23 protein-coding genes are annotated in these 26,228 nt (G+C 54.7%); 9 read left to right on the plus strand and 14 right to left on the minus strand.

Annotated features, from left to right (window positions below; all coding sequences use genetic code 11):
- Positions 1-125: 125 nt before the first annotated feature.
- Positions 126-173 (plus strand): small protein SpfP, encoded by a 48-nt coding sequence (spfP, locus tag EGO56_RS22720; protein WP_071892919.1) that lies wholly within the window; start codon positions 126-128, stop codon positions 171-173.
- An 85-nt stretch (positions 174-258) separates the two neighbouring features.
- On the opposite strand, the gene yihA is transcribed toward spfP, so the two are convergent.
- Positions 259-894 (minus strand): ribosome biogenesis GTP-binding protein YihA/YsxC, encoded by a 636-nt coding sequence (yihA, locus tag EGO56_RS00460; RefSeq protein WP_013359537.1) that lies wholly within the window; start codon positions 892-894, stop codon positions 259-261.
- A gap of 550 nt (positions 895-1,444) precedes the next feature.
- Between yihA and yihI the strand changes: the two genes are divergently transcribed.
- Both yihI and hemN read left to right on the plus strand, forming a co-directional pair.
- Positions 1,445-1,969 (plus strand): Der GTPase-activating protein YihI, encoded by a 525-nt coding sequence (gene yihI / locus EGO56_RS00470; protein ID WP_135907410.1) that lies wholly within the window; start codon positions 1,445-1,447, stop codon positions 1,967-1,969.
- A 233-nt stretch (positions 1,970-2,202) separates the two neighbouring features.
- Positions 2,203-3,576 (plus strand): oxygen-independent coproporphyrinogen III oxidase, encoded by a 1,374-nt coding sequence (gene hemN / locus EGO56_RS00475; RefSeq protein WP_135907411.1) that lies wholly within the window; start codon positions 2,203-2,205, stop codon positions 3,574-3,576.
- Between the two features lie 41 nt (positions 3,577-3,617).
- Here hemN and glnG read toward each other — a convergent pair whose 3' ends face one another.
- The 3 genes from glnG to glnA form a co-directional block, all read right to left on the minus strand.
- The gene (gene glnG / locus EGO56_RS00480; protein ID WP_010258440.1) at positions 3,618-5,027 is read right to left on the minus strand and encodes a nitrogen regulation protein NR(I); all 1,410 of its coding nucleotides are present in this window, start codon (positions 5,025-5,027) and stop codon (positions 3,618-3,620) included.
- A gap of 7 nt (positions 5,028-5,034) precedes the next feature.
- Complete coding sequence (gene glnL / locus EGO56_RS00485; RefSeq protein WP_013359534.1) at positions 5,035-6,084, minus strand: nitrogen regulation protein NR(II); 1,050 nt, start codon at positions 6,082-6,084, stop codon at positions 5,035-5,037.
- Between the two features lie 138 nt (positions 6,085-6,222).
- Positions 6,223-7,632 carry a glutamate--ammonia ligase gene (gene glnA, locus EGO56_RS00490; RefSeq protein ID WP_013359533.1) on the minus strand — a complete coding sequence of 470 codons (1,410 nt, stop codon included), beginning with the start codon at positions 7,630-7,632 and terminating at the stop codon, positions 6,223-6,225.
- Positions 7,633-8,070: 438 nt separating this feature from the next.
- Here glnA and typA point away from each other — a divergent pair, with 438 nt between their 5' ends.
- The 5 genes from typA (at position 8,071) to fabY (ending at position 13,001) form a co-directional block, all read left to right on the plus strand.
- Positions 8,071-9,894 carry a ribosome-dependent GTPase TypA gene (gene typA, locus EGO56_RS00495; protein ID WP_013359532.1) on the plus strand — a complete coding sequence of 608 codons (1,824 nt, stop codon included), beginning with the start codon at positions 8,071-8,073 and terminating at the stop codon, positions 9,892-9,894.
- A 199-nt stretch (positions 9,895-10,093) separates the two neighbouring features.
- On the plus strand, positions 10,094-10,690 hold the full coding sequence (gene yihX / locus EGO56_RS00500) for a glucose-1-phosphatase (protein WP_135907412.1): 597 nt from the start codon (positions 10,094-10,096) through the stop codon (positions 10,688-10,690).
- A gap of 3 nt (positions 10,691-10,693) precedes the next feature.
- Positions 10,694-11,563 (plus strand): virulence factor BrkB family protein, encoded by an 870-nt coding sequence (locus EGO56_RS00505; RefSeq protein ID WP_135907413.1) that lies wholly within the window; start codon positions 10,694-10,696, stop codon positions 11,561-11,563.
- A complete protein-coding gene (gene dtd, locus EGO56_RS00510; protein ID WP_135907414.1) occupies positions 11,560-11,997 on the plus strand; it encodes a D-aminoacyl-tRNA deacylase in 438 nt (145 codons plus the stop codon). The genes EGO56_RS00505 and dtd overlap by 4 nt, the downstream gene beginning before the upstream one ends.
- Before the next feature lie 56 nt (positions 11,998-12,053).
- The gene (gene fabY / locus EGO56_RS00515; protein ID WP_135907415.1) at positions 12,054-13,001 is read left to right on the plus strand and encodes a fatty acid biosynthesis protein FabY; all 948 of its coding nucleotides are present in this window, start codon (positions 12,054-12,056) and stop codon (positions 12,999-13,001) included.
- 32 nt (positions 13,002-13,033) lie between these two features.
- On the opposite strand, the gene EGO56_RS00520 is transcribed toward fabY, so the two are convergent.
- From EGO56_RS00520 to gmk, 7 genes are all read right to left on the minus strand, one after another.
- The gene (locus tag EGO56_RS00520) at positions 13,034-14,713 is read right to left on the minus strand and encodes an AsmA family protein (RefSeq protein ID WP_135907416.1); all 1,680 of its coding nucleotides are present in this window, start codon (positions 14,711-14,713) and stop codon (positions 13,034-13,036) included.
- Positions 14,714-14,831: 118 nt separating this feature from the next.
- The gene (locus EGO56_RS00530; protein WP_135907417.1) at positions 14,832-16,205 is read right to left on the minus strand and encodes a nucleobase:cation symporter-2 family protein; all 1,374 of its coding nucleotides are present in this window, start codon (positions 16,203-16,205) and stop codon (positions 14,832-14,834) included.
- Between the two features lie 105 nt (positions 16,206-16,310).
- Positions 16,311-18,389 (minus strand): ATP-dependent DNA helicase RecG, encoded by a 2,079-nt coding sequence (gene recG / locus EGO56_RS00535; RefSeq protein ID WP_135907418.1) that lies wholly within the window; start codon positions 18,387-18,389, stop codon positions 16,311-16,313.
- Complete coding sequence (trmH, locus tag EGO56_RS00540) at positions 18,386-19,084, minus strand: tRNA (guanosine(18)-2'-O)-methyltransferase TrmH (protein ID WP_135907419.1); 699 nt, start codon at positions 19,082-19,084, stop codon at positions 18,386-18,388. Before trmH ends, recG begins: the two co-directional genes overlap by 4 nt.
- A 2-nt stretch (positions 19,085-19,086) precedes the next feature.
- Positions 19,087-21,195, minus strand: a complete 2,109-nt coding sequence (gene spoT / locus EGO56_RS00545) for a bifunctional GTP diphosphokinase/guanosine-3',5'-bis pyrophosphate 3'-pyrophosphohydrolase (protein ID WP_013359523.1) — start codon at positions 21,193-21,195, stop codon at positions 19,087-19,089.
- A gap of 20 nt (positions 21,196-21,215) precedes the next feature.
- Positions 21,216-21,491, minus strand: coding sequence for a DNA-directed RNA polymerase subunit omega (gene rpoZ / locus EGO56_RS00550; protein WP_003851346.1), 276 nt, complete (start codon positions 21,489-21,491; stop codon positions 21,216-21,218).
- Between the two features lie 54 nt (positions 21,492-21,545).
- Positions 21,546-22,169: a guanylate kinase gene (gmk, locus tag EGO56_RS00555; protein WP_033734537.1), complete on the minus strand. Its 624-nt coding sequence runs from the start codon at positions 22,167-22,169 to the stop codon at positions 21,546-21,548.
- Positions 22,170-22,408: 239 nt separating this feature from the next.
- Between gmk and ligB the strand changes: the two genes are divergently transcribed.
- Positions 22,409-24,181 (plus strand): NAD-dependent DNA ligase LigB, encoded by a 1,773-nt coding sequence (gene ligB, locus EGO56_RS00560; protein ID WP_135907420.1) that lies wholly within the window; start codon positions 22,409-22,411, stop codon positions 24,179-24,181.
- On the opposite strand, the gene EGO56_RS00565 is transcribed toward ligB, so the two are convergent.
- From EGO56_RS00565 to EGO56_RS00575, 3 genes are all read right to left on the minus strand, one after another.
- Positions 24,098-24,715, minus strand: a complete 618-nt coding sequence (locus EGO56_RS00565; protein WP_013359520.1) for a trimeric intracellular cation channel family protein — start codon at positions 24,713-24,715, stop codon at positions 24,098-24,100. The genes ligB and EGO56_RS00565 overlap by 84 nt on opposite strands.
- Positions 24,716-25,155: 440 nt before the next feature.
- Positions 25,156-25,800 carry an oligosaccharide flippase family protein gene (locus EGO56_RS00570; RefSeq protein ID WP_041457277.1) on the minus strand — a complete coding sequence of 215 codons (645 nt, stop codon included), beginning with the start codon at positions 25,798-25,800 and terminating at the stop codon, positions 25,156-25,158.
- 82 nt (positions 25,801-25,882) lie between these two features.
- On the minus strand, positions 25,883-26,149 hold the full coding sequence (locus EGO56_RS00575) for a hypothetical protein (protein ID WP_135907421.1): 267 nt from the start codon (positions 26,147-26,149) through the stop codon (positions 25,883-25,885).
- Positions 26,150-26,228 lie beyond the last annotated feature (79 nt).

Genomic DNA, 26,228 nt, shown 5'->3' on the forward strand with positions numbered 1-26,228 from the left:
TCACAACGCTATTTTTGTGATGTGTATGGTAAAAAAAGCCCTGTTTGATGTAAGTAAGCAACAAAAAAGCCTTTGTCACGCACAGAAAATCAGGTAAAGTTCTTCGCGTAGGGTACAGAGGTAAGATGTTCTATCTTTCAGACCTTTTACTTCACGTAATCGGATTTGGCTGAATTTAGCCGCCCCAGTCATTCTGTGACTGGGGCGTTTTTTATTGGGCTTTTTGCACCGCCAGCTTCAGCGGCACCGTGTTGCCAGTTACTCTTCCCCGTCCTGATCCTCAACCGCCGGTTCAAGCGTATTAAACCAGCTGTCCAGCTTCTGACGAACCTTATCCACGCCGATTTTCTTCAGCGAGGAGAAGAGTTCTACCTGCACGTCACCCACGAATTCGAGTGCGGCTTCACGCACGACATTGAGCTGCGCTTTACGGGCACCTGAGGCCAGTTTGTCTGCTTTGGTCAGAAGCAACAGCACCGGAATACCGCTTTCTACTGACCACTGAATCATCTGTCGATCAAGGTCTTTCAGAGGATGACGGATATCCATCAGCACGACCAGTCCTTTCAGGGCCTGACGTTTTTGCAGATATTCTCCTAACGCACGCTGCCACTTCAGCTTCATCTCTTCCGGTACTTCGGCATAACCGTAACCGGGCAGGTCGACCAGACGCTTACCTTCTTTCACTTCGAACAGGTTAATCAGCTGCGTACGTCCCGGCGTTTTACTGGTGCGTGCCAGACCTTTCTGATTGGTTAACGTATTCAGCGCACTCGATTTTCCCGCGTTCGAACGGCCAGCAAAAGCCACTTCAATTCCGGTATCGGCAGGCAGATGACGGATATCCGGCGCGCTCATGACAAAGTGGGTAACGTGATAATTCAATTCAGACAAGGTAACACTCCAGAAAACGCATTAAGGCAATGGCGGCGATTATACGCGTTATGGCGCGAAAGTGCTCAATCACATCTTGATAACAAAGTGTGTAAGAGATTTGCCATTCAGGCTGCAGGTTATTTCTCTTTTTACTTTAATTACTAAAAATAAAAAACATTAAAATTCATAATGTTGACAATAATCGTTCTTTTTTTGAACTAACTATTTTTGACACCGACTTGAGGCTTTTACCAGTTGGTCTACATTATTGTGCAGTGAACGGCAGCACACATCAGGATGATGCGCTCAGGGATGTCAGGAAGGCAACGAGCGGTGGAATGGAAACGGTCAGGGATACGGCCAGACAGGGATAAGGAAAAGCTCAGGAGTTGAGCAGGCGCGGGATTGACCGGGATGTTACGAGCCGAAAAGGACTTAAAACATGATTCCTTCTTATGAAGGTATGAAATAAGGCGACAGCTTGAGCTGTCGCCTTTTTTCTTTGTCTGGTTTCTGCTAGATTTCGCCGCAATTCTATACTGAATAAAAAAAGCCGGGACCGAATACTATGAAGCAACCTGCACGAGCTGCTAACGGCAAACCTGCCGTCAAAGCCAAACGCAAATCGCGTGACGATATCAACCATGAAGCACGCGATCGCAAACGTGATAAAAAGCATCGCGGACACGCATCTGGCAGCCGTGCTAATCCGGCTGCCTCCGAAAGCAACGGCGGACGTCAGGAGAGCAGCGTAAAAGATCCGCGTATCGGCAGTAAAAAACCGGTGGCCCTGATTGCTGAGGGGAAAACCGCAGCCGTTAAGCCAAAGAAAAGCGTGGCAAAACCGGCAGCTGAGAAGAAAGTGCGTCTGACGCCCGAAGAAGAGCTGGCGAAGCTGGAAAATGACGAGCGTCTGGATGCGCTGCTGGATCGTCTGGAAAATGGCGAAACGCTGTCGGCTGAAGATCAGGGCTGGCTGGATGCCTCGCTGGATCGTATCGACGAACTGATGGAGCAGTTAGGCATTGTGATGGATGATGCTGACGATGAGCAGGCTGAAGAAGATATGTACCGTCTGCTGAAGGGCAACTAAGCAGATTTGATTGGCATGCGGTTTCCGCATGCCGAACTTATCAGGTAAACAACAATGTTTTGGCCTGGATCAATTTTCGCGCTGCTGGCGACATGTTATCTGCTGTGGTTATTGTTTAAACTACGACGCCTGTCGCGGCTGAAGCAACGTTTACGTCGGGTCTCATCCCGCTCACCTTTCATCTCCTCTTCTTCGCGACCTTCTCTCAGACGACGTCACCGGAAGGAGTGAGCATGCCATCGCAGCAGATTGAGTGGGATCAGACGTTAATTGAAAAGTACAATTATGCCGGCCCGCGTTACACCTCTTATCCCACCGCGCTGGAGTTTAGCGAGCACTATGCGGAAGGCGATTTTCAGCGAGCCGTGGCGCGCTACCCTGACCGTCCGCTGTCACTCTACGTCCATATTCCCTTCTGCCATCGTCTCTGCTACTTCTGCGGCTGCAATAAGATTGTGACCCGTCAGCGCCACAAAGCGGACCGTTATCTGGATGTGCTTGAGCAGGAGATCATTCAGCGTGCGCCGCTGTTTCGTCAGCGTCAGGTCACGCAGCTTCACTGGGGCGGCGGCACGCCAACTTTTCTCGACAATGCGCAGATTTCACGGCTGGTGGGTTTGCTGAAGCAACACTTCACCGTGGCCAGCGATGTTGAAATGTCGATCGAGATTGATCCCCGTGAAATTGAGCTGGATATGATTGATCACCTGCGATCGCTGGGATTCAATCGTCTGAGCATGGGCGTGCAGGATTTCAATAAAGCGGTGCAGGAACGGGTTAACCGGGTGCAGGACGAAGAGGTGATTTTCGGCCTGATGGCACGCGCCCGTGAACAGGGCTTCAGCTCTGTCAGCATCGACCTGATCTATGGCTTGCCCCTGCAGACGCCAGCCAGCTTTGCCTGGACGCTGGAGCGGGTACTGGCACTCAATCCCGACCGCCTTAGCGTGTTTAACTATGCGCATCTGCCAGCGATGTTCGCGGCACAGCGTAAAGTCAAAGAGGACGAACTGCCCTCCGCTCAGCAAAAGCTGGATATCTTACAGCAGACCATCGCGACGCTGACTCAGCAGGGCTACCAGTTTATCGGGATGGATCACTTTGCGAAGCCGCAGGATGAGCTGGCCATCGCGCAGCGGAAAGGGCAGCTGCATCGCAATTTCCAGGGATACACGACGCAGGGCGACAGTGACTTACTGGGGCTTGGCGTCTCTGCCATCAGCATGATTGGCGACAGTTATGCGCAGAACCAGAAAGACCTGAATACCTGGTACAGTTGTGTAGAACAGCAGGGGAATGGCCTGTGGCGCGGCATCGCCTTAACCGACGATGACTGCCTGCGTCGTGACGTGATTAAAACGCTGATCTGTAACTTCTCGCTGGATTTTGCCGCGACAGAAGCGCAATGGGGAATTTGCTTCAGCGACTATTTTGCTGAGGATCTGGCGCTGCTGAAACCGTTAATTGCCGACGGGCTGGTGGTACAAACGGCTGGCGGGCTGGAGGTGACGGGGATTGGCCGGTTACTGATTCGTAATATCTGCATGTGCTTTGATCGCTATCTGCGTCAGAAAGCGCGTCAGCAGCAGTTCTCGCGCGTTATCTGAAGAAACGGGCTGGCGTCATCTGCCAGCCCGTACCGAACCGCTTACTCCATGCCAAGCTCTTTCAGCTTGCGCGTCAGCGTGTTTCGTCCCCAGCCCAGCAGACGTGCTGCTTCCTGCTTGTGGCCTTGCGTATGACGCAGCGCAGTGGTGAGCAGCGTACGCTCCATCTCTGGCTGGGCTTCTGACAGCAGATTCTGATGACCGGAACGCAGGGCGCGGTCGGCCCACTGTGCCAGCAGTGTTGCCCAGCTGTCAGGCAGCGACTGCACCGGATTTTCCGGGGTACTGGATTCAAACAGTTCTCCGGGCAGATCCTGAATCAGTACTTCCTGGCCCGCCGCCATCACGGTCAGCCAGCGACAGGTGTTCTCCAGCTGACGAACGTTACCGGACCAGTGAAGACGGGTTAAGGCTGTCTCGGTTTCCGGATGCAGAATCTTCGCTTCCACCCCCAGCTCACGGGCCGCCACCTGCAGGAAGTAACGTGCCAGACGCGGGATGTCCTCGCGACGCTCACGCAGCGGTGGCAGATGCACGCGAATCACATTCAGGCGGTGGAAAAGGTCCTCACGGAACTTGCCTTCCTGTACGCGTAACTCCAGATTCTGGTGGGTTGCGGCGATAATACGTACATCCACTTTTACCGGCGCATAGCCACCAACGCGATAGAACTGGCCATCGGCCAGCACGCGCAGCAGACGGGTCTGCACATCCAGCGGCATATCACCGATCTCATCCAGAAACAGCGTGCCGCCATCCGCCTGCTCAAAACGGCCCTGACGGATCTGGTTTGCGCCGGTAAAGGCACCTTTCTCGTGACCGAACAGTTCGGACTCAATCAAATCTTTGGGAATGGCCGCCATGTTCAGCGCGATGAAAGGCGCTTTGGTACGCGGACTATGGCGATGCAGCGCATGAGCTACCAGCTCTTTACCGGTACCGGACTCACCGTTGATCAGCACACTGATCGACGAGCGCGATAACCGGCCGATGATACGGAACACATCCTGCATCGCCGGCGCTTCACCAATGATATCGGTAGTAGGTCCGCTGACCGGCTGATTTCGCGGCTGCTGCTGTTCCTGATAGTGACTGATGGCTCGCTCGACCAGCGCCACCGCTTCGTCGATATCAAACGGTTTAGGCAGGTAATCAAAGGCACCCTGCTGATAGGCGCTGACGGCAGCGTCCAGATCCGAATGCGCCGTCATTATGATGACCGGAAGCATCGGATGACGCTGTTTAATCTGTTTCAGCAGCGCCAGGCCATCCATACCGGGCATGCGAATATCTGACAGTAAAACGTCCGGGGTCTTTGTTGAGAGGGCATCCAGCACCTCGCTTGCGCTGTCAAAGGTCGCACAGCTCAAACCGGCTCCAGTGAGCGCGCGTTCAAGCACCCAGCGGATGGAGCTATCGTCATCGACGATCCAGACTATCCCTCGTTGCATAGAAACCTCACTGGCGAATAGGCAGGTAAACCGAAAATTCGGTGTGTCCCGGCCAACTGTTAAATTCTATTTTTCCTGAATGTTGATCAATCAGGCTACGGGCGATGGAGAGGCCTAAACCGGTTCCGCCTTCACGTCCGCTGACCATCGGATAAAACAGCGTATCCTGCAGCTGGGCCGGAATGCCGGGGCCATCATCTTCAATATCAATACGTGCCACCAGGCGATAACGCGTGCCGTGCAGCGTCAACTGGAAAGCGGTGCGGGTGCGGATAACAATGGTGCCACCGTCGTCGCCCAGCGCCTGAAGTGCGTTGCGAACCACGTTAAGCAGCACCTGTTCAATCTGGTCGGGGTCATGCGGCAGTTCCGGCAGGCTGGGGTCGTAATCCCGTACCAGCGAAACATTCTCCGGCAGCTCCATCGACACCAGATTGACCACCCGTTCGGCCACCTGATGAATGCTCTGCGTGATGTGCATGCCTGGCTGCTGCGGTCCTAACAGACGATCCACCAGATTTCGCAACCGGTCGGCCTGTTCAATAATCACTTTGGTGTATTCATTCAGTGACGGATCGGGCAGGGCGCGGGATAGAAGCTGTGCCGCGCCGCGTAATCCGCCCAGCGGATTTTTAATCTCATGGGCCAGACCGCGAACCAGATCGCGAGCGGCGACCTGCTGCGCGTGCTGTAACTGCTCCTGACTGAGGCGACGCTGATTATCCATCGGCGCCATTTCCATCAGGATTAAGCCATCGGGTAACCGCTGGGCGGTCAGCGACATAATATGTGCGCGACCATCTACCACCAGCGTGACCTCACTGTCAGTAAATCCCTGGCCAGCCTCAAGACTCTCGCGCATCACCTCAATATTCAGCGAAAAGTAGCCGGTTAATTCCGGTAATGGTGTGCCGAACAATTTGCGTGAGCTTTGCGCCAGTAATTGCTGCGCCGCCGGATTGGCGTAATGAATAACCAGATCGTTATCCACTAACAAAATACTGTTGATTAACGCGTTGAGAATCTGCCCTGCATCGGGCAGAGAGCCAGTTGCCATACAACGTTCCTCTGCACCAGTCAGGTGCATTTTAGTCTTTAAGCCGAAAAGAGGGCGAATGAACGGTGAATTCGCGGAGAAAAAAGCCCATCCGAAGATGGGCTAAAAGTTTCCACGGCAACAAAAACGTCTGACCAGTTAAACGCTGTAGTAAAGCTCGAACTCAACCGGGTGTGGCGTCATGCGAACGCGATCCATCTCTGCTTTACGCAGTTCGATGTAAGCATCGATCGATTCGTCTGTGAATACACCGCCACGAGTCAGGAACTCGCGGTCTTCGTTCAGTGCATTCAGCGCTTCTTCCAGTGAGCCTGCAACTTTTGGAATCTCAGCTTCTTCTTCCGGTGGCAGGTCATACAGGTTCTTATCCATCGCGTCGCCAGGATGGATTTTGTTGATGATGCCATCCAGGCCAGCCATCAGCAGCGCGGTGAACGCCAGGTATGGGTTAGCGGCTGGATCCGGGAAGCGCGCTTCGATACGACGAGCTTTCGGGCTGGCAACAACCGGGATACGGATTGAGGCAGAACGGTTACGGGCAGAGTAAGCCAGCATAACCGGTGCTTCGTAACCCGGGACCAGACGCTTGTAAGAGTTGGTTGTCGGGTTCGCCAGGGCGTTAATCGCTTTCGCGTGCTTGATGATACCGCCGATGTAGAACAGCGCCATTTCAGACAGGCCGCCGTACTTATCGCCAGCAAACAGGTTCTGGCCACCTTTAGAGAGTGACATGTGGCAGTGCATGCCTGAACCGTTGTCGCCAAACATTGGCTTCGGCATAAAGGTCGCCGTTTTGCCGTAAGCGTGCGCAACGTTGTGAACGACATATTTGTAGATCTGAATTTCGTCCGCTTTTTTGGTCATGGTGTTGAAGCGGGTTGCCACTTCGTTCTGACCTGCGGTCGCCACTTCGTGGTGATGCGCTTCAACAACCAGGCCCATCTGCTCCATGGTCAGACACATGGCAGAACGGATGTCCTGCGATGAGTCAACCGGTGGAACCGGGAAGTAGCCGCCTTTCAGACCTGGACGGTGACCTTTGTTACCGCCTTCGTACTCTTTACCGGTGTTCCATGCCGCTTCGATATCGTCGATAGCCACATGTGAGCCGGACGTCGATGAACCGAAACGGATGTCATCGAACAGGAAGAATTCAGGTTCTGGTCCAAACAGCACGGTATCCGCGATGCCAGAAGAGCGCAGGTAATCTTCAGCGCGCTTAGCGATAGAACGTGGATCGCGGTCGTAGCCCTGCATAGTGCCTGGCTCAAGAATGTCACAACGGATGATCAGCGTAGAATCTTCGAAGAAAGGATCCATGACTGCCGTGGTGGCGTCAGGCATCAGCACCATGTCTGATTCGTTAATGCCTTTCCAGCCGCCAATAGACGAACCATCGAACATTTTGCCTTCTTCGAAGAAGTCAGCGTTAACCTGGTGAGCAGGGATCGTAACGTGCTGTTCTTTACCTTTGGTATCGGTAAAACGCAGGTCAACAAACTTAACTTCATGCTCGTTCATCATCGAGAGAACGTGTTCAGCGGACATACTCAACTCTCCTGGAAATGGTCTTTCATTATCTACATGGCGAGGAAACGTCGTTTCCGGAATCCATTGCGGGAAAACACCTCCCTGACCAACTTCACCCGGCACGCTCTTCAACCGACATCTGTCTGGCGTTTACGCTTGATTTAGATAAAGCGAATTCTGTGCCAACTTTTTTGATGTTGCTTAAATCGCCTTGTGATGCACCTTTTTGTCATAAAGCGCCTGCACCACGATGGTCTTATTGCACCAATGTGGTGCTTAATGGTGATTTATTAGCACTATTTTGGTGCGCAGGACCAACTTAGTGCATTTTCTGCACCGGGAACAGGGCAAATTTGCGCCGATGCAATAAACTTTCAGTGAAAAGTGTGATCCTGTTCAGTCTTCCGCTTAATCCGTGTACAATACCGCGCTATTTCTAATGCCTGAGGCAAAGCTGTGATCGAAAATTTGCGTAACATCGCCATCATCGCGCACGTTGACCATGGAAAGACCACCCTGGTTGACAAACTGCTGCAACAATCCGGTACTTTTGATGCCCGTACCGAAGCAACCGAGCGCGTGATGGACTCCAATGATTTGGAGAAAGAGCGTGGGATTACCATCCTCGCAAAAAACACCGCCATTAAGTGGAATGACTACCGTATCAACATCGTTGATACCCCAGGACACGCCGACTTCGGTGGTGAAGTTGAGCGCGTCATGTCCATGGTGGACTCGGTGCTGCTGGTTGTAGATGCGATGGATGGCCCTATGCCGCAAACCCGCTTCGTGACCAAAAAAGCGTTCGCGCATGGTCTGAAGCCGATTGTGGTTATCAACAAAGTAGACCGCCCGGGTGCGCGTCCGGATTGGGTTGTGGATCAGGTATTTGACCTGTTCGTAAATCTGGATGCCACTGACGAGCAGCTCGACTTCCCTATCATTTTCGCCTCTGCGCTGAATGGTATTGCGGGTCTTGAGCACACCGACATGGCTGACGATATGACCCCGCTGTATCAGGCTATCGTTGATCACGTTGCGCCTCCGCAGGTTGAGGCTGATGCCCCACTGCAGATGCAAATCTCTCAGCTGGACTACAACAACTACCTGGGTGTGATCGGCATCGGCCGTATCAAGCGCGGTAAAGTTAAGCCTAACCAGCAAGTCACTATCATCGATAGCGAAGGCAAAACCCGTAACGCTAAAGTCGGTAAAGTCCTGACTCATCTGGGTCTTGAGCGTATCGATAGCGATCTGGCAGAAGCGGGCGATATCATTGCTATCACCGGTCTGGGCGAGCTGAACATCTCCGACACTATCTGTGACACGCAGAATGTGGAAGCGCTGCCAGCACTGAGCGTCGATGAACCAACTGTAACCATGTTCTTTAACGTCAACACCTCACCGTTCTGCGGTAAAGAAGGTAAGTACGTGACTTCACGTCAGATCCTTGAGCGTCTGAACAAAGAACTGGTTCACAACGTCGCACTGCGTGTTGAAGAAACTGAAGATTCTGACGCCTTCCGCGTATCAGGTCGTGGTGAACTTCACCTGTCAGTCCTGATCGAAAACATGCGTCGTGAAGGTTTCGAGCTGGCGGTATCCCGTCCGAAAGTTATCTTCCGTGAAATCGATGGCCGTAAACAAGAGCCATTTGAGAACGTTACGCTGGATATCGAAGAGACGCATCAGGGTTCCGTTATGCAAGCCATGGGCGAGCGTAAAGGCGATCTGAAAAACATGGATCCGGATGGCAAAGGCCGCGTACGTCTCGACTACGTGATCCCAAGCCGTGGCCTGATTGGCTTCCGTAACGAATTCATGACTATGACGTCCGGTACCGGTCTGCTCTACTCTACCTTCAGCCACTACGACGATATCCGTCCAGGCGAAGTGGGCCAGCGTCAGAACGGCGTACTGATCTCTAATGGTCAGGGTAAAGCCGTCGCGTTCGCCCTGTTCGGTCTGCAGGATCGCGGTAAGCTGTTCCTGGGTCACGGTGCAGAAGTCTATGAAGGCCAGATCATCGGTATTCACAGCCGTTCTAACGACCTGACCGTAAACTGTCTGACCGGTAAGAAGCTGACCAACATGCGTGCTTCCGGTACTGATGAAGCAACGACGCTGGTTCCACCGCAGAAAATGACGCTGGAACAGGCTATCGAGTTCATCGATGATGACGAACTGGTAGAAGTAACACCACTGTCAGTGCGTATCCGTAAACGTCACCTGACTGAAAACGACCGTAAACGTGCTTCACGTGGTCCTAAAGACGCATAAGTGCGCCTTTAACTGATAAAAAGCCCCGCATGCGGGGCTTTTTTTTGCCTGAAATTCCGGCTTCTCCAGTCGGGCCAGTAAATATTTGGGTGCGTTCTATCCACCTTCTGGCGTTTACGCTTTTCTCTCCACGCGTGCCTGTTCAGCCTGCACTTTTGCCGCTAGAGTGAATACTCCAGGGAACAGAAGGAGACACACCATGCTGTATATCTTTGATTTGGGCAACGTGATTATTGATATCGACTTTAACCGCGTGCTGGGTGTCTGGAGTGACCTTAGCCGTGTGCCGCTGGCCTCGCTGCAAAGCCATTTCCAGATGGATGAAGCGTTTGAACAACACGAACGTGGAGAACTCAGCGATGAAGACTTCGCGCTGGCGCTGTGTGAAAAGCTGGAAATCGCGCTGAGTTATGAACAGTTTACTGCTGGCTGGCAGGCGGTCTTCGTAGACGTGCGTCCTGAAACCCTGGCGCTGATGAATCGGCTGCGGCTTGAAGGTCATCGGGTGGTGATCCTTTCTAACACCAATAAGCTGCATTGTGAATTCTGGCCGACGCAGTATCCCGACGTACAGCAGGCAGCTGACAAACTCTATCTCTCGCAGGAGCTGGGTATGCGTAAACCGGAAGCCCGGATTTATCAGCATGTGCTGGACGCGGAGGGTGTGACTGCCGATCAGGCGGTGTTTTTCGACGATAACCCGGATAACATTGAGGCGGCGCGCGCCCTGGGCATTGAAAGTGTACTGGTTACTGACAGTAAAACGGTACCTGACTGGTTTGCAGGTCAACCGTAACTCATGATGTCACGTAAATTTCGTCCCGGGCTGCATGCGTTCTGGTTGTGGCTCAAATTGTTGTGGAAACGCATAGATGAGGATGGCATGACGACGCAGGCTGGTAATCTGGCCTATGTCTCATTGCTGGCGCTGGTACCACTGATTGCGGTGGTGTTTGCGCTGTTTGCTGCGTTTCCGGTCTTCTCAGATATCAGCGTGCAGTTGAAGCAGTTTGTCTTTAACAACCTGATGCCCGCAGCCGGTAACACGCTGCAACGCTATCTTGAGCAGTTTGTGGCTAACGTCAACCGGATGACGGCGGTCGGGGCCATCGGCCTGATCGTGACCGCCTTACTGCTGATGCATTCGGTCGATACCGCGTTGAATACCATCTGGCGCAGCAACAAGAAGCGACCGATGGTTTACTCCTTTGCGGTCTACTGGATGATCCTGACGCTCGGCCCGCTTCTGGCCGGTGCCAGCCTGGCGATCAGCTCCTATCTGCTGTCACTGCGCTGGATTAATGCGACCGGCGTCACCAGCCTGGTCGACCAGATGCTGCGCATTTTCCCGCTTCTGCTGTCGTGGCTCGCCTTCTGGTTGCTCTACAGCATTGTACCCACCCAGCGGGTGCCGCCGCGCGATGCGCTGATTGGCGCGCTGGTGGCGGGTGCGCTATTTGAGCTGGGTAAAAAGGGCTTTGCGCTCTATGTTACTATGTTCCCCTCTTATCAGCTGATCTACGGCGTACTGGCCGTGATCCCCATTCTGTTTCTCTGGGTCTACTGGACCTGGTGTATTGTGTTGTTAGGCGCTGAAATTACCGTCGCGTTAGCCGACTATCGGCAGTTAAAACAGCAGCACAAAGAAGAACAACGCGAGGAAACATGATTGCATTGATTCAACGCGTGCAGCGCGCCAGCGTCAGCGTCGATCACAGCGTAATCGGCGAAATCGGTGCCGGTTTACTGGTTTTGCTGGGCGTGGAAAAGGGTGATGACAATGCGCGTGCGGAACGTCTCGCAGAACGCGTACTGGGCTATCGCATCTTTAGTGATGAACAGGGCAAAATGAACCTGAGTGTTTGTCAGGCGGGCGGAAGCGTGCTGGTGGTGTCGCAGTTTACGCTGGCCGCAGATACGCAAAAAGGAATGCGCCCCTCCTTTTCAGGTGGCGCGGAGCCTGCTGAGGCCGAACGCCTGTATGACTACTTCAGCGATTACTGTCGCCAGCAGGGCATGACCACGGCGAATGGCCGTTTTGCGGCGGATATGCAGGTCTCGCTGGTGAATGATGGTCCTGTGACGTTCTGGTTACAGGTGTGAGATCGCAAGCGGAGCGGCAGGGAACAGGCCATCTATCCGAGCGGGAGAAACATTACATGTATCACCTTCGCGTGCCACAGACGGCGGAAGAGCTGGATATCTATTATCAGTTCCGCTGGGAAATGTTGCGTAAACCATTGCGTCAGCCGCAGGGGTCGGAACGTGACGCCTGGGATGCCCTGGCGCATCATCAGATGGTGGTTGATGAGCAGGGGAATCCGGTCGCCATAGGCCGTCTCTACATCAACGCCGACAATGAGGCCGCTATCCGCTTCATGGCCGTTCATCCGTCGGTGCAGGGCAAAGGGCTGGGTACGCTGATGGCGATGACCCTGGAGTCGGTAGCGCGTCAGGAAGGGGCGAAGCGGGTAACCTGCAGCGCCCGCGAAGATGCGGTCGCCTTCTTCGCTAAGCTCGGCTATATCAATCAGGGTGAGATTACCGCGCCGCAGACGACGCCGTTACGCCACTTTCTGATGATCAAGCCGGTCGTTACGCTTGATGATATCCTGCATCGCGCCGACTGGTGCGGTCAGCTGCAACAGGCCTGGTATAATCATATTCCGCTCAGCGAGAAGATGGGTGTGCGTATCCTGCAGTTTACCGGGCAGAAATTTATCACCACCATGCCTGAAGCGGGCAACCAGAATCCACATCACACGCTGTTCGCCGGCAGCCTGTTCTCGCTTGCCACGCTGACCGGCTGGGGATTGATCTGGTTGCTGCTGCGCGAGCGCCATCTCGGCGGCACCATTATTCTGGCAGATGCGCACATTCGCTACAGCCGTCCGATTAGCGGACGGCCTGGCGCGATTGCCGATCTCGGCTCACTAAGCGGCGACCTTGACCGTCTGGCACGCGGACGTAAAGCACGCGTTCAGCTTGAAGTGGAGCTGTTTGGCGATGATGAATGTGGCGCGGTGTTTGAGAGCGTTTACATCGTTCTGCCAGCCGATCCGGATGGGCCGCTGGAAGAGGGCGGTTCCGGCGCCCGTATCAATTAATCATAAGGGCCGCATTTGCGGCCCTTATCTTATCAACGTACCTCGCCAGCCTGCATGGTCTGCTGCACCTGCTGACTGTCGGTTGTTACCGACAGCGTGCCATTAACAGTCGGGCGTAATGGCTGGCCTGCGGCTAAAGCGCCGCTCAGTTGCAGCTGCATATTGCTGTCACCAGTTAACGGTAATGCGGGCCATCCCCAGTTCTGCAACACATTCACCGGCACTGCACGCCCCGTCAGTTGCAGCGTAAGCGGACGGGCTGGCTGCTGGCCGACGGTAGCCGTCCCTTCAAGCAGGCCCTTGTTACTGAACGCACTCAGCTCGGTCACCTGAATCTGTTGCGGGTCGGCACTCAGCGCAATCGACGGGTGACGCAGATCGGTGCGGTTAAAGGTCGACTCTGCCGCGTTCAGGCTGAGCTTACCCGACCAGATCCCCCATTGATGCTGCTGTGCCAGCAGCAGGTTCTCGCCGGATCCATCCAGTGAGGTCAGCTGGAAGGGAAACGCCGGATTGATGTCGATAATCAGGTTACGATTAGAGGTGAAACGCGTCACCGCTACGCTATCCAGCCACGCGGGCAGTGCCGCCTGCCAGCGGTCGCGCCAGTCCTGCGGCAGGGTATATTCCAGTCCGGCAACAGCCAGATTTTTCAGCGTCAGGCGTTTATCGCTGCGTGACCAGTCACCGTCAGCACGAATCACCCCGTTCGCCCAGCGTGAACTGAACTGCGTCAGCGCCAGGCCCTGCGGCGAGAAATCCAGGTTAACGATAGGGTCATTAAGCTCGAATCCACCGTTGATAAAATTGCTGGCATTCAGCGCCAGCGAACCATCATTACTCTGCCAGTCATCGCCCTGCCAGTTAACGTTTCTCAGCGTCAGGTCAAGATCTGTCACCGCCCAGTCAGGCCCCTGCAGGCGGGCATCAGTCATATCGAGGCGCGTAATCGCAATTGAGGGAACCACCTGCAGGCTATGCAGGAAATCTTTCAGGCTGCTGGCGGTCTGCAGACGAATGTCATTCAGTCGCAGCTGATTAATTTTCCAGTTGCCCTGGGCATCGCGCTCACCGTTGCCGGTCATGGAGCCACGCGCCAGGTCGGCACCAATATTGTCAAAGCGCATCCGACCCTGGGAAACACTGCCCTGAATCAGGACGTTTTCAGCTGGCACCTTATTCAGCGTCATGCTGCCTGCGCTCATCTGGAAGCGGGCATCGCGGCCCAGCATATCAAGGGCTGTGGGTTTCCATGGCAGAATGCCGCCATTAACCTGCTGAGCAAACAGCGGTAACGTGCTGTTGGGGCTGTCGATACGCATGTTATTGAGCTGCAGGCGATCGGCCTGAATGGGCAGCGTACTGCCTGGCGTCAGATTGGCCAGATTCACTTCCCCGTCGCGCAGTTCAAGACTGCTGAAATGCAGCGGATCGCTGAACTGAATCAGCGCCAGACCGAGATCGACCCGTTTCGCTACCAGAACCGCAGGCTGCCCATCATGACCAAAACTGAAGTCATCCAGAATGATGTGAGAGGGAGAAGAGAAATTGTGTTCAATTTTACTCAGGGAGAGATGCCATTCGGTTTTGTCGCTCACCCAACGGCTAAACCAGCCTGCACCCCACTGTGTCTGCAGCAAGACATAGATCACCACAAGGATGAAAAGCAGCAGCAAAAGTAAGGTGAGGAAAAACTTTCCAAGAAATTTCATAGCATCCTTCCCGAGTTAAATCCGGTGAGAGGTTGTTATGCCTGAATTACCGTTACAGCTCAACAGCCTGGATGTAAATCCGAATAATTAGCAGGCAGGCCGAAGCCTGCCCGTGGACTTACTTCTCTTGCGGGAAAATCAGGTTGAGCACGATGGCGGTAATGCCGCCCGCCGCAATGCCGGAAGAGAGCAGGGTTTTCAGCCACTCGGGCGCAAACTGCAGGATTAAGGGTTGCTGAGAAACACCCAGCCCCACCGCCAGCGACAGCGCGATGATCATGATGGCGCGACGGTTAAGCGGCTCGCGTGACACGATGCGAACGCCCGAGGCGGCGATGGTGCCGAACATCACAATGGTTGCGCCGCCGAGTACCGGCTCAGGAATGAGCTGAACCAGACCGCTGACCGCCGGGAACAGCCCCAGCACAATCAGCATCAGTGCGACCACAAAGCCCACGTAGCGGCTGGCCACACCGGTCAACTGAATCACGCCATTGTTCTGACCGAAGCAGGAGTTAGGGAAGGTGTTAAACAGCGCGGAGACAAAGGAGTTAAGACCATTCGCCAGCACGCCACCTTTCAGGCGTTTCATATAGAGCGGTCCGCTCACCGGCTGCTCTGAAACATCCGAGGTGGCGGTGATATCGCCGATGGTCTCCAGAGAGGTGACCATAAATACCAGCATCAGCGGGATAAGCAGATTCCAGTCGAAGCCCAGTCCGTAGTAGAGCGGCGCTGGCACCATGATTAACGGCTGATCAGCAGGAATACCTGCTGCAGGCAGCATGCCCATCGCCCAGGCCAGCAGATAGCCCACCGCCATGGCAATCACCAGGGAGGCGACGCGCAGGTAGGGATTCTTCTGCCGGTTCAGCAGCACGATCACCAGCAGCACGGCTCCGGCCAGCATCAGGTTTTTCGGTGCGCCAAAGGTATGGTCGTTCATCGCACTAAAACCGCCGCCAATGGAAGTCAGGCCGACCTGAATCAGTGACAGGCCGATAATCATCACCACAATACCGGAAACCAGTGGGGTAATGATCCGGCGCGCCAGATGCAATACGCGCGACAGCACCATTTCGGTACAGGAGGCTACCATCAGCGTGCCAAACAGAGCCGCCATCATGGTGGGCACGTCAGCACCGCCATTTTTCAGCGCCATCCCGCCCATAATCAGAGGCGTCACGAAGTTGAAGCTGGTGCCCTGAATCGACAGCAGGCCCGAACCCACTGGTCCCCAGGTTTTGATTTGCAGCAGTGATGCCACGCCCGATGCAAACAGCGACATACTGATCACGTGCCGGGTATCTTCTGCAGGCAGGCCCAGCGCCTGACAAATCAGAATCGCAGGCGTAATAACCGCGACAAACATTGCCAGCAGGTGCTGACCGGCGGCAAACAGCGTTTGTGGCAGGGGTGGACGATCTTCAAGACGATAAATCAGTTCACTTTTCGTGGCGGAAGGCTGGTCTGGCTGAGGAGTGGTGGACATCTTCTGTTCTTCCCAAAAAATAGTGTGGCGATTGTAATCATCCGTCGGGCAAAAGCAATCGTTTGCCCGGCGAGGATAAAAAAGGCCGACTTAGATGGAGATCAATCAGACGTTGGTATAACGGGTGTTCTCTGGCAGCCAGCGTTCAATCAGGGCGCTGGCCTGCTCGGGATAGTGCTGGTGGATGTGGCGCGCCACACGCTGAACTTCCGGCACCATTGCGGCATCGCGTAGCAGGTCGGCTACTTTGAATTCCGCGTTGCCGGTCTGACGCGTGCCCAGCAGCTCACCCGGCCCGCGAATCTCCAGATCGAACTGAGCAATGACGAAGCCGTCATTGCTGTCACGCAGCACCTGAAGACGCTTCTGCGCCGTCTTGCTCAGTGGCGCTTTATAGAGCAGCACACAGTGCGATGCCACGGCACCACGACCTACACGGCCCCGCAGCTGATGCAGCTGCGCCAGCCCTAACCGCTCCGGGTTTTCGATAATCATCAGGCTGGCATTCGGCACGTCAACGCCGACCTCGATGACTGTCGTGGCCACCAGCAGCTGCAGTTCATTCGCTTTAAAGGCCTGCATCACCGCCTGTTTTTCCGCGGGCTTCATCCGGCCATGCACCAGTCCGATATTTAAGTCGGGCAGCGCGGTTTTCAGGGATTCCCAGCTGGCCTCTGCCGCCTGCGCTTCCAGCAGTTCGGACTCTTCAATCAGGGTGCAGACCCAGTAAGCCTGACGCCCTTCGCGGCAGGCATGCTCAACCCGCGCCATAATCTCATCGCGTCGGGTATCGGGGATCGCCACGGTGGTCACCGGAGTACGTCCCGGCGGCAGCTCATCGATGGTTGAGGTATCAAGGTCGGCATACGCGGTCATCGCCAGGGTGCGCGGGATCGGGGTAGCGGTCATGATCAGCTGATGCGGATGGAAACCCTGCTCCTCGCCTTTTTCCCACAAGGCCAGTCGCTGGTGGACGCCGAACCGGTGCTGCTCATCAATAATGACCAGCGCCAGACCGTTGAACTGCACCTGCTCCTGAAACAGCGCGTGTGTGCCCACGACCATTGCCACCTGACCGCTGGCTATGGCTTCCTGCTGTGCCTGGCGGGCTTTGCCTTTCTGTTTTCCGGCCAGCCAGCCCACTTCAATGCCCAGCGGCGCAAACCACTGACGGAAGTTACTGGCGTGCTGTTCCGCCAGCAGTTCGGTCGGCGCCATCAGCGCAACCTGCTTACCATGGGCGATAACATTTAGCGCAGAGAGCGCGGCTACCAGTGTCTTGCCCGAGCCGACATCGCCCTGCACCAGCCGCATCATCGGGAAATCATTAGCCAGGTCTTTCTCTATCTCCGCTACCACGCGTTTCTGCGCATTGGTCGGTGAGAAGTGCAGCGCGGCAAGCAGCTGATCGCTAAGGTTGTGCCGCGGCGGCATCGGTAACGCGTAATAGCGCTGAGCACCGGCGCGTACCGCCAGCATGCTGAGGTTGTGCGCCAGCAGCTCTTCCAGAATCAGTCTGCGTTGCGCCGGATGACGGCCACTTTCCAGCTCACTGAGTCGAAGATCGGGCGGTGGACGATGCAGCGTGCGCAGCGCATCGGGCAGGCTGATTAAACCGCCGCTCAGTTCCTGCGGCAGCAGCTCGGCAATCGGGCAGCTCTCCAGCAGCGTCAGCGCCTGGTCGGTAAGATTACGTAGCGTGGCCTGTCGGATGCCTTCGGTGGTGGGATAAACCGGCGTTAAGGTCTCCTCCAGCGCCACATTGCTCTGTTCGCCCTGGATGCGGTATTCAGGATGAATAATCTCGGCGCCGCGCTGACCGCGCTTAATCTCGCCATAGGCAGTGACGCGACGGCCTGGCGACAGGTTATTCTTCATGCCGGCATTGAAGTTGAAGAAGCGCATCGTCAGGACACCACTGCCATCGCTGATCTGGCACACCATCATCCGGCGGCGACCAAAGGTGATGTCAGTGTGCAGCACTTCGCCTTCTACGGTTGCCCAGATACCGGGCAGCAGATCATCAATGGCATAGAGCTGGGTGCGATCTTCGTAGCGTAGCGGGAGATGAAGCAGGAGATCCTGAATGGTATGCAGGTCAATTTTGGCCAGTTTTGCTGCCTGGCTGGCACCGACGCCGGTCAGGGTACTGAGCGGGATGGCATCCAGCAGACGGCCTTTCATCTTTTTTTACCGGTCGATTGCATGGTTGCCCACCAGCTGGGATCGGCGTCGACTTCGCCCTGCGCATCGATGCGCGGATAGGGTAAACCCTTCTGCTTTGCGACCCGCGCCAGCACCGGGAATCCGCCTTCAAACAGCAGACGTTGCTGCTCATCGTCGTCCAGCAGGCTGTAATCGCGCAGGTAAAGACCGGCATTTTGTCGCTGCCGCTGCGCTTCATAGAGGATCAGCGCACAGGCGACTGAGACATTCAGCGACTGCACCATGCCTACCATGGGAATCACGATCTTCCGGTCGGCCAGCGCCAGTGCTTCTTCGGTAATGCCGGTTTTTTCCTGTCCCATCAGGATGCAGGTGGGAAGGGTATAATCGATTTCACGGAAATCCACGGCATCGTCAGAAAGATGGGTCGCCAGAACCTGCATCTTCTGCTGTTTAAGCTGTTTTACAGCGTCGCCGATGGTGGGATGGGTAACCACTTTCACCCAGCTGTTGCTTCCGGCAGACGCGGAAGCCTGGGTGCGCATCCGCTGGCTGGGCCAGACAGCATGCACTTCTTGGATGCCGACTGCGTCGGCCGTGCGGATCACCGCAGACACATTGTGCGGCTTATGCACCTGCTCCATACAGACCGTAAGGTCGTGCTGGCGCAGTGCCAGCATCGCCTGAATCCGGGCAAAACGTTGATCGTTCATGCCTAATTACGGTTACGGTGGACTTTGATCACATCCGGCATCACGCGAATTTTACGCATGATATTCGCCAGATGGACACGGTCGCGTGCGGTCAGGCGGATAAAGGCGCTGTAGACGCGGCCATCACGCTCTTCGGTATTCAGGCTCTGAATATTGGAACCGGCCGTGTTGATTGCTGCCGTCAGGTTCGCCAGTGCGCCCTGATGGTTGAACATGTCGACTTTGATTTCTGCCACGAACTCCTGCTCGGTGACTTTATCCCACTCGACCGGCATGAATTTTTCCGGCTCTTTCTGGTAGCCGCGGATATTGCGACAGGATTCATGATGCACCACCAGTCCTTTGCCAGGGCTGACATGAGCAACAATCGGATCACCGGGAATCGGTCGGCAGCATTTAGCGAACGTAATCAACACGCCATCAGCGCCTTTGATCGGCAGCTTACCGCGCTTACTGTTACTGCTGATGGTCTTGCTGTCTGCCTGCAGCAGGTTCTTCGCCACGACCACGCTCATCGCATTGCCCAGACCAATTTCCGCCAGCAGATCGTCAAGCGAGGTCAGCTTCATACGGTCCAGCTCCTGCCGGATGTTCTCCGCCGGGATCTCCGCCAGTTTACGGCTGCCGCCCAGCGCATGGCTGAGCAGACGGCGACCCAGATTAACCGAGTCTTCACGCTTGAGGTTTTTCAGCAGCTGGCGAATTTTGGCGCGGGCTTTGGAGCTGACGACAAAGTTGAGCCAGGCGGCGTTGGGACGGGCGCCTGGCGCGGTGATGATCTCAATCGTCTGTCCGCTGGTCAGGGATTGCGACAGCGGATAAGGCTGACGGTCAACGCGTGCGCCGACGCAGGCATGGCCGATGTCGGTGTGAACCGCATAGGCGAAGTCCACCGGCGTCGCGCCGGTTGGCAGCTCAACAATGCGGCCTTCAGGCGTAAAGACGTAGATCTCATCCGGGAAGAGATCGGACTTCACGCTTTCGATAAATTCAAACGAACTGCCCGCACTCTGCTGCAGCTCCAGCAGGCTTTGCAGCCAGCGCTGAGCGCGAATCTGTGCGGTAGTGCCACTTTCGCCCGCCTGTTTATACGCCCAGTGCGCAGCGACCCCCATTTCCGCCATCTGATCCATATCCTCGGTGCGAATCTGCACTTCAACCGGCACGCCGTGCGGACCGATCATGGAGGTATGGAGCGATTGATAGCCGTTAGCTTTGGGGATGGCGATGTAATCTTTTACGCGGCCCGGACGCGGCTTATACAAGCTGTGCATCTGGCCCAGAACGCGATAGCAGGTATCCAGATCTTTCACGATGACGCGAAAGGCATAGATATCCATGATCGAGTGAAAACGCTGCTCTTTAAGCGTCATTTTGCGGTAGATCGAGTAAAGATGCTTTTCACGACCGCTGACGCGGCAGGGAATGCCCGCTTCCTGCAGACGGCCATCGATCTCAGAAAGAATCTTCTGGATCATCTCTTTACGATTACCGCGCGCGGCTTTCACCACCTCTTTAATCACCCGATAGCGGTTCGGGTAGAGAGCCTCAAAACCGAGCTCTTCCAGCTCCGTTTTAAGATGGTGAATACCCAGGCGATGCGCCAGCGGACTGTAAATCTCTAACGTTTCCAGTGCGATGCGGCGACGTTTGTCCGGACGTAATGACCCCAGGGTGCGCATATTGTGGGTGCGGTCAGCCAGCTTGATGAGAATGACGCGGATATCCTGCACCATCGCCATAATCATCTTGCGGAAGTTCTCTGCCTGCGCTTCTTTCTTGTCGCGGAATTTCAGCTTATCCAGCTTGGAAACGCCTTCGACCAGCTCCGCCACGCTTTTACCGAACAGCTGTTCCATGTCCTGATAAGTAGCTGGCGTATCTTCGATCACGTCATGCAGCAGCGCGGCCATGAGGGTTTCATGGTCGAGCTTCATTTCCGCCAGAATACAGGCCACAGCAACCGGATGGGTGATATAAGGCTCACCGCTGGAGCGTGTCTGTCCCTCGTGGGCATCACGTGCGACAAGGTAGGCTTGCTGGAGGCGCTTGATCTGCTCCTCTGGCAAGTATTTTTCAATCAGTTGATTGAGACTTTCAAACAGATACAAGGGCGACCTGCAGGTGGCTGTTAACGACGACCTTCAGCGATAGCGGTAACGGCCTGTAACTCAGCGGCTTCCTGCTCTTGCTGTTCCTGACGGTCACGCACATCTAAAATCTGATTGGTGACCAGACCTTCTTCGATTTCGCGCAGAGCGATAACGGTAGGCTTGTCGTTCTCTTCCGGAACCAGCGGATCTTTGCCGCCAACCTGCATCTGACGTGCACGACGTGCAGCGACCAACACCAGGTCAAAACGATTACCAACTTTTTCTACTGCGTCCTGAACGGTTACGCGTGCCATAGGTGTGCTACTCCACAGATGAAGAAATGACTGCGCATCATACTGAAACTGTATTCAGACTGCCAACAGTTTGCTGATTAAAGCATCGTGACGCGCCTTCTGGCGCGCCATACGCAGACGTTCGGCGCGAATAATGGTTTTCAGATCGGACAGCGCCAGATCGAAATCATCATTCACAATTAAATAGTCATACTCGGCGTAGTGGCTCATTTCCGCTACTGCCTGCGCCATACGACGCGTGATGACCTCTTCGCTGTCCTGACCACGACCGCGCAGACGGCGATCGAGCTCTTCTTTCGACGGCGGTAAAACGAAGATGCTGCGTGCGCCTGGCATTCTGGCGCGGATTTGCTGCGCGCCCTGCCAGTCGATGTCGAGAAACACATCAACGCCGGTTGCCAGCACCTGCTCAATAGCATGGCGCGACGTACCGTAATAGTTGTCGAAAACTTTAGCGTGTTCGAGGAAAGCATCTTCCGCGATCATCCGCTCAAATTCATGTTTCTCAACGAAAAAATAGTGTTCGCCATGGGCTTCACCCGGACGCATGCCGCGCGTCGTGTGCGAAACAGAGACCTGCGTATCATACAACGGCTGGGTCTTTAACAGTGCCTGAATCAGGCTGGATTTCCCTGCGCCGCTGGGTGCAGAAACAATATAGAGCGTGCCTTGAGCCATGGTTTTCTTGAATTGATTAAAAGCGGAGTCGATTTCCTGCACAGTATACACAGCTTCCCGCTGCCACGCAGCGTTTGCGCAGCGGCAACAGCCAACTTTTGCGTCTCTTCGCGCAAATGTCTGTCAGGCCGCTGCAACTAATCCTTTATTGCCACGATATCCCTTCCTGAACCGGACATCGTTTCTGGCTGACGCCAAAGCATTGATATTGAATACCGAAAAACGTCAGGGGAAAGAGTATGAAAGGATTCGGCTGGCCACTGTTTGCGGCTATTTTGTGGATCGTTATATGGCCTGTGCATAGCGCCGTTTGTCCGGTCTGGACACCGAACCGGGCGACGGAAGAGATCCGCCGCCTGCAACAGCAACTGCAACACTGGGATGACGCTTACTATCGCCAGGGGCAGAGTCCGGTGGCGGATGCGGATTATGATGCTCTTCAGCAGCGACTCATTCAGTGGCAGCACTGCTTTAGCCCTTATCAGCCAGCTTACGCCCCACAACTGCCGGGTAATGGCACGTCATTGCATCCGGTCGCCCATACTGGCGTAAAAAAGATGCGCGACAAACTGGCGCTGGCTTACTGGATGCAGGGGCGACGCGATCTCTGGGTGCAGCCAAAAGTCGATGGCATCGCCGTTTCACTGGTGTATCGCCAGGGCAGGCTGGTCTCGCTGCTGAGTCGTGGCGATGGATTGCGCGGTGAAGAGTGGCTGGCTAAAGCCGCCTGGATCCCGGCGATTCCGCTGAATATCGAGACCCGACTCAACGAGGTTGTGCTGCAGGGTGAGCTATTTCTGTCGATGACCGATCATCAACAGGCCGTTGATGGCGGTAAAAATGCTCGCGCACAGGTGGCCGGGGCCATGATGAGCAAGCAACGGGTTCCCTTGCTGAATTCGCTCGATGTTTTCATCTGGGCCTGGCCAGATGGCCCGGCAACCATGACGGAACGCCTTGAGCAACTCAGCCGCTGGGGACTGGGCGTTGCGGCAAAATGGAGTCACAGCGTTAAAGATGAAGAGGAGGTCGCCGCCTGGCGGGATCGCTGGTTCCATGCTGCGCTGCCCTTTGTCACTGACGGTGTGGTGGTTCATCAGAGTCTTCGTCCTGCGGGAAAAAACTGGCTGCCGGGAGAGGGAACCTGCGCTGTTGCCTGGAAGTATCAGCCTCCTGAAGTCAGCGCTGAAGTGCTCTCCGTTGATTTTCCGGTTGGCCGAACCGGGAAAATAGCTGCCGTCCTTAATCTGCAGCCGGTGCAGCTGGATGACAAGACCGTCAGGCGGGTCAATGTCGGATCCCTGCGTCGCTGGCAGGAAAGCGATATTGTGGCGGGTGATGTGATTACGCTGAGTCTGGCGGGTCAGGGGATTCCCCGGCTGGAGCGGGTGATATGGCGGGTGGCAGAGCGCGACTATCCTCAGCCTCCCGACGCGTCGCATTACACGCCGCTAAGCTGTTACACCTTTAGTGCGGAGTGCCAGAAGCAGTTACTGGCAAAATTACGCTGGCTCAGTCAGAAAACGGTGCTGAATATTCCGGGTGTTGAGCGCAGCACCTGGCTGCGCTTACTGGAAACCCGCAGTATGACGCATCTGTTCGGCTGGCTGACGTTAACACCGGAACAGATCGCTGACGCAACGGGCTTCTCTCCGGAACGGGCAGGTCAGCTCTGGCACCGTTTTAATCTCACCCGTCAGCAGCCGTTTCGTCGCTGGGTGGATGCCTTAGGTATTTCACTGCCGCGGAAAGCCCTGAGGGCGCTACCCGATCAGCAGTGGGAGAGCTTAATGCAGCGGGATGTGGCGGGCTGGCAGGCGCTACCGGGCGTTGGCGCTGCGCTGGCAAAGCGCCTGGTTACGCAGTTCCATGATGCCCGTGTGCAGGCGCTGATCGCGTTCCTGCAGCAGCAGGGCACACCTTCTTCCTCAATGCTCGGGATGGGGATAGTTGAAAATTGGCAATCCGAGGCGGAAGCGCAGCGCCAGCAAACGGGCAAAGAATCCAAATAGCAGGGTAATAATAATCACCGCTTCATGTGCCAGCGTAGTTTTCAGCAGCAGGATATAGATCCAGCCTGAGGCGAAGGCGATACCGGCGTAAAGCTCCTTCTGAAACACCAGCGGAATGCGATTACAGAACATGTCACGCAGTACGCCACCGAAGACGCCGGTAATGACCGCGCTTATTGCGGCAATAATCATGGCATGTCCGGAATCGAGCGCAACCTGCGCGCCGATAATGGAAAAAACCACCAGTCCCAGCGCATCAAGCACCAGGAACACTTTGCGCAGATGTGTCATCAGTGGTGCCAGGAAAGTGGTGATGACCGCTGCTGCTGCCACAATCATGATGTATTCGGGATTTTTAACCCAGCCCAGCGGGTAGTGACCCAGCAGGATGTCGCGCACCGAACCACCGCCGATGGCAGTCACTGACGCGATAATAATGACACCGAACAGATCCATTTTGCGGCGGCCTGCCGCCAGCGCACCGGTCATGGCTTCAGCAGTAATACCAATGATGTAGAGAACGGTCAGTAACATAGCAGACTCCGGTAAAACGGCGGCAAGGCGACGCCTTTGCCTGAAAGACGGCGACAGAGATTTTCAGGCGATCGGCGTCCGGGATAAGCGCAGTGTATACCAGCCAGTCCTGGCGTCCGTATAGAAAGACTTTTCTGCGCAGAGCCTGCGGTGAGTGCCTGTTTAAATCTGAGAAGAAACAGTCTGCAGAAGGTTTGTGCGTTGCGGCCCGCTGTTTTGCGGTTCCGGACGGGCGGATATTAACCGACCATGAACGCCAGACAACGGCTAGAGGTAAGTCAGTTTATAAATGAGGTAAAAAGGCTGGATACGGCAGATAAAGAAGGGAATCGATCAGAGAAATAAAGCAACAGGCTTAATAAAAAGAAAAGGCGTGCTGGTTAACAGCACGCCAACGCATCGTTTCGGATGCTCAGAGCCCACCATACAGACTTATTTTATTATTTGTTTCTTGCACGAATTTTAGAAAAGGCTTTCAGGCTAAAATGGTATTCCGGCTGGAACCATGAACGACCATAGTAGCAGTAAATCAGCATACGAATAGATGCCATCGCCAGGTAACCCCAGATCGCACACAATACTGAAGGTGTCAGCCAGACGGTAAATAAAGTGACGGCAAGACCGGCTAATACTGATGAGGTTTCAGCAAAAGCGATACGGGTATATTGTTTTTCGCGCTGTAATATCGCACGGTAATGCTGACCCTGCGGGATGATAATAAACACCACTGAGACCATCTGCAGCATTAACGCCAGTTCAGGTTGACCAAACAGACTATTCAGCAGATGACTGCCCGTAAATAACAGACCAAACACCGCGACACCCATCAACATATTACCCCAGTAGATCGTGGAGAGGTCGTTGATAGAGAGCATACAGCGGCGGATCAGCTTATTTGAGAAGCCGCGATCGGCCAGCGTATCGATAGCCAGTAAAGCTATCACGGCGATCGCCAGCAGGTTCAGTTCATTCGCCTGCAGAATCTGCGCCAGCAACGAAAGCTGCAGTACGCCGATGCCAATAATTTTGATTGAAGAGAGCAGAGACCACTTTGCGCTATTAAGACTGCTTTCACGTATTGCCATAATATACTCGTTAGAGTTCATTGACTCTGTGAGAATTAAATCGTTGTGTAACAGCAATGAGAGGTTGCTGTGACACCGTTGGTTAGTGCATTTTTTCCGGCCGGAGTCCTGAAAACCCTTTCCAAGCTTGCCATGTTATTATGGATTCAATCAAATAGTGCCCGGATAAAAAACAGATATCCCTGGTAAATTCTCTGTTTCGTGTCATGGCGGAATCCCCTGCAGCGAATAAGAATTCCGCCAGATCACGAATAAATCCTGTTGTAGTTTTATATTCTCCTGCCAGCATCCTTGCGGCAATCTCAACGAATTCTTTTTCTGATAACAAAGGATACGCAGAGCGGTCCATGACTTTTTTCCTGCTTTATCATTATGGGTATTGCTGTGTGTGGAATGATTTATACATTGTTTTATTTAATTTAACACCA

The organism is Pantoea vagans (assembly GCF_004792415.1).
In the GTDB taxonomy this organism is placed as follows: domain Bacteria; phylum Pseudomonadota; class Gammaproteobacteria; order Enterobacterales; family Enterobacteriaceae; genus Pantoea; species Pantoea vagans.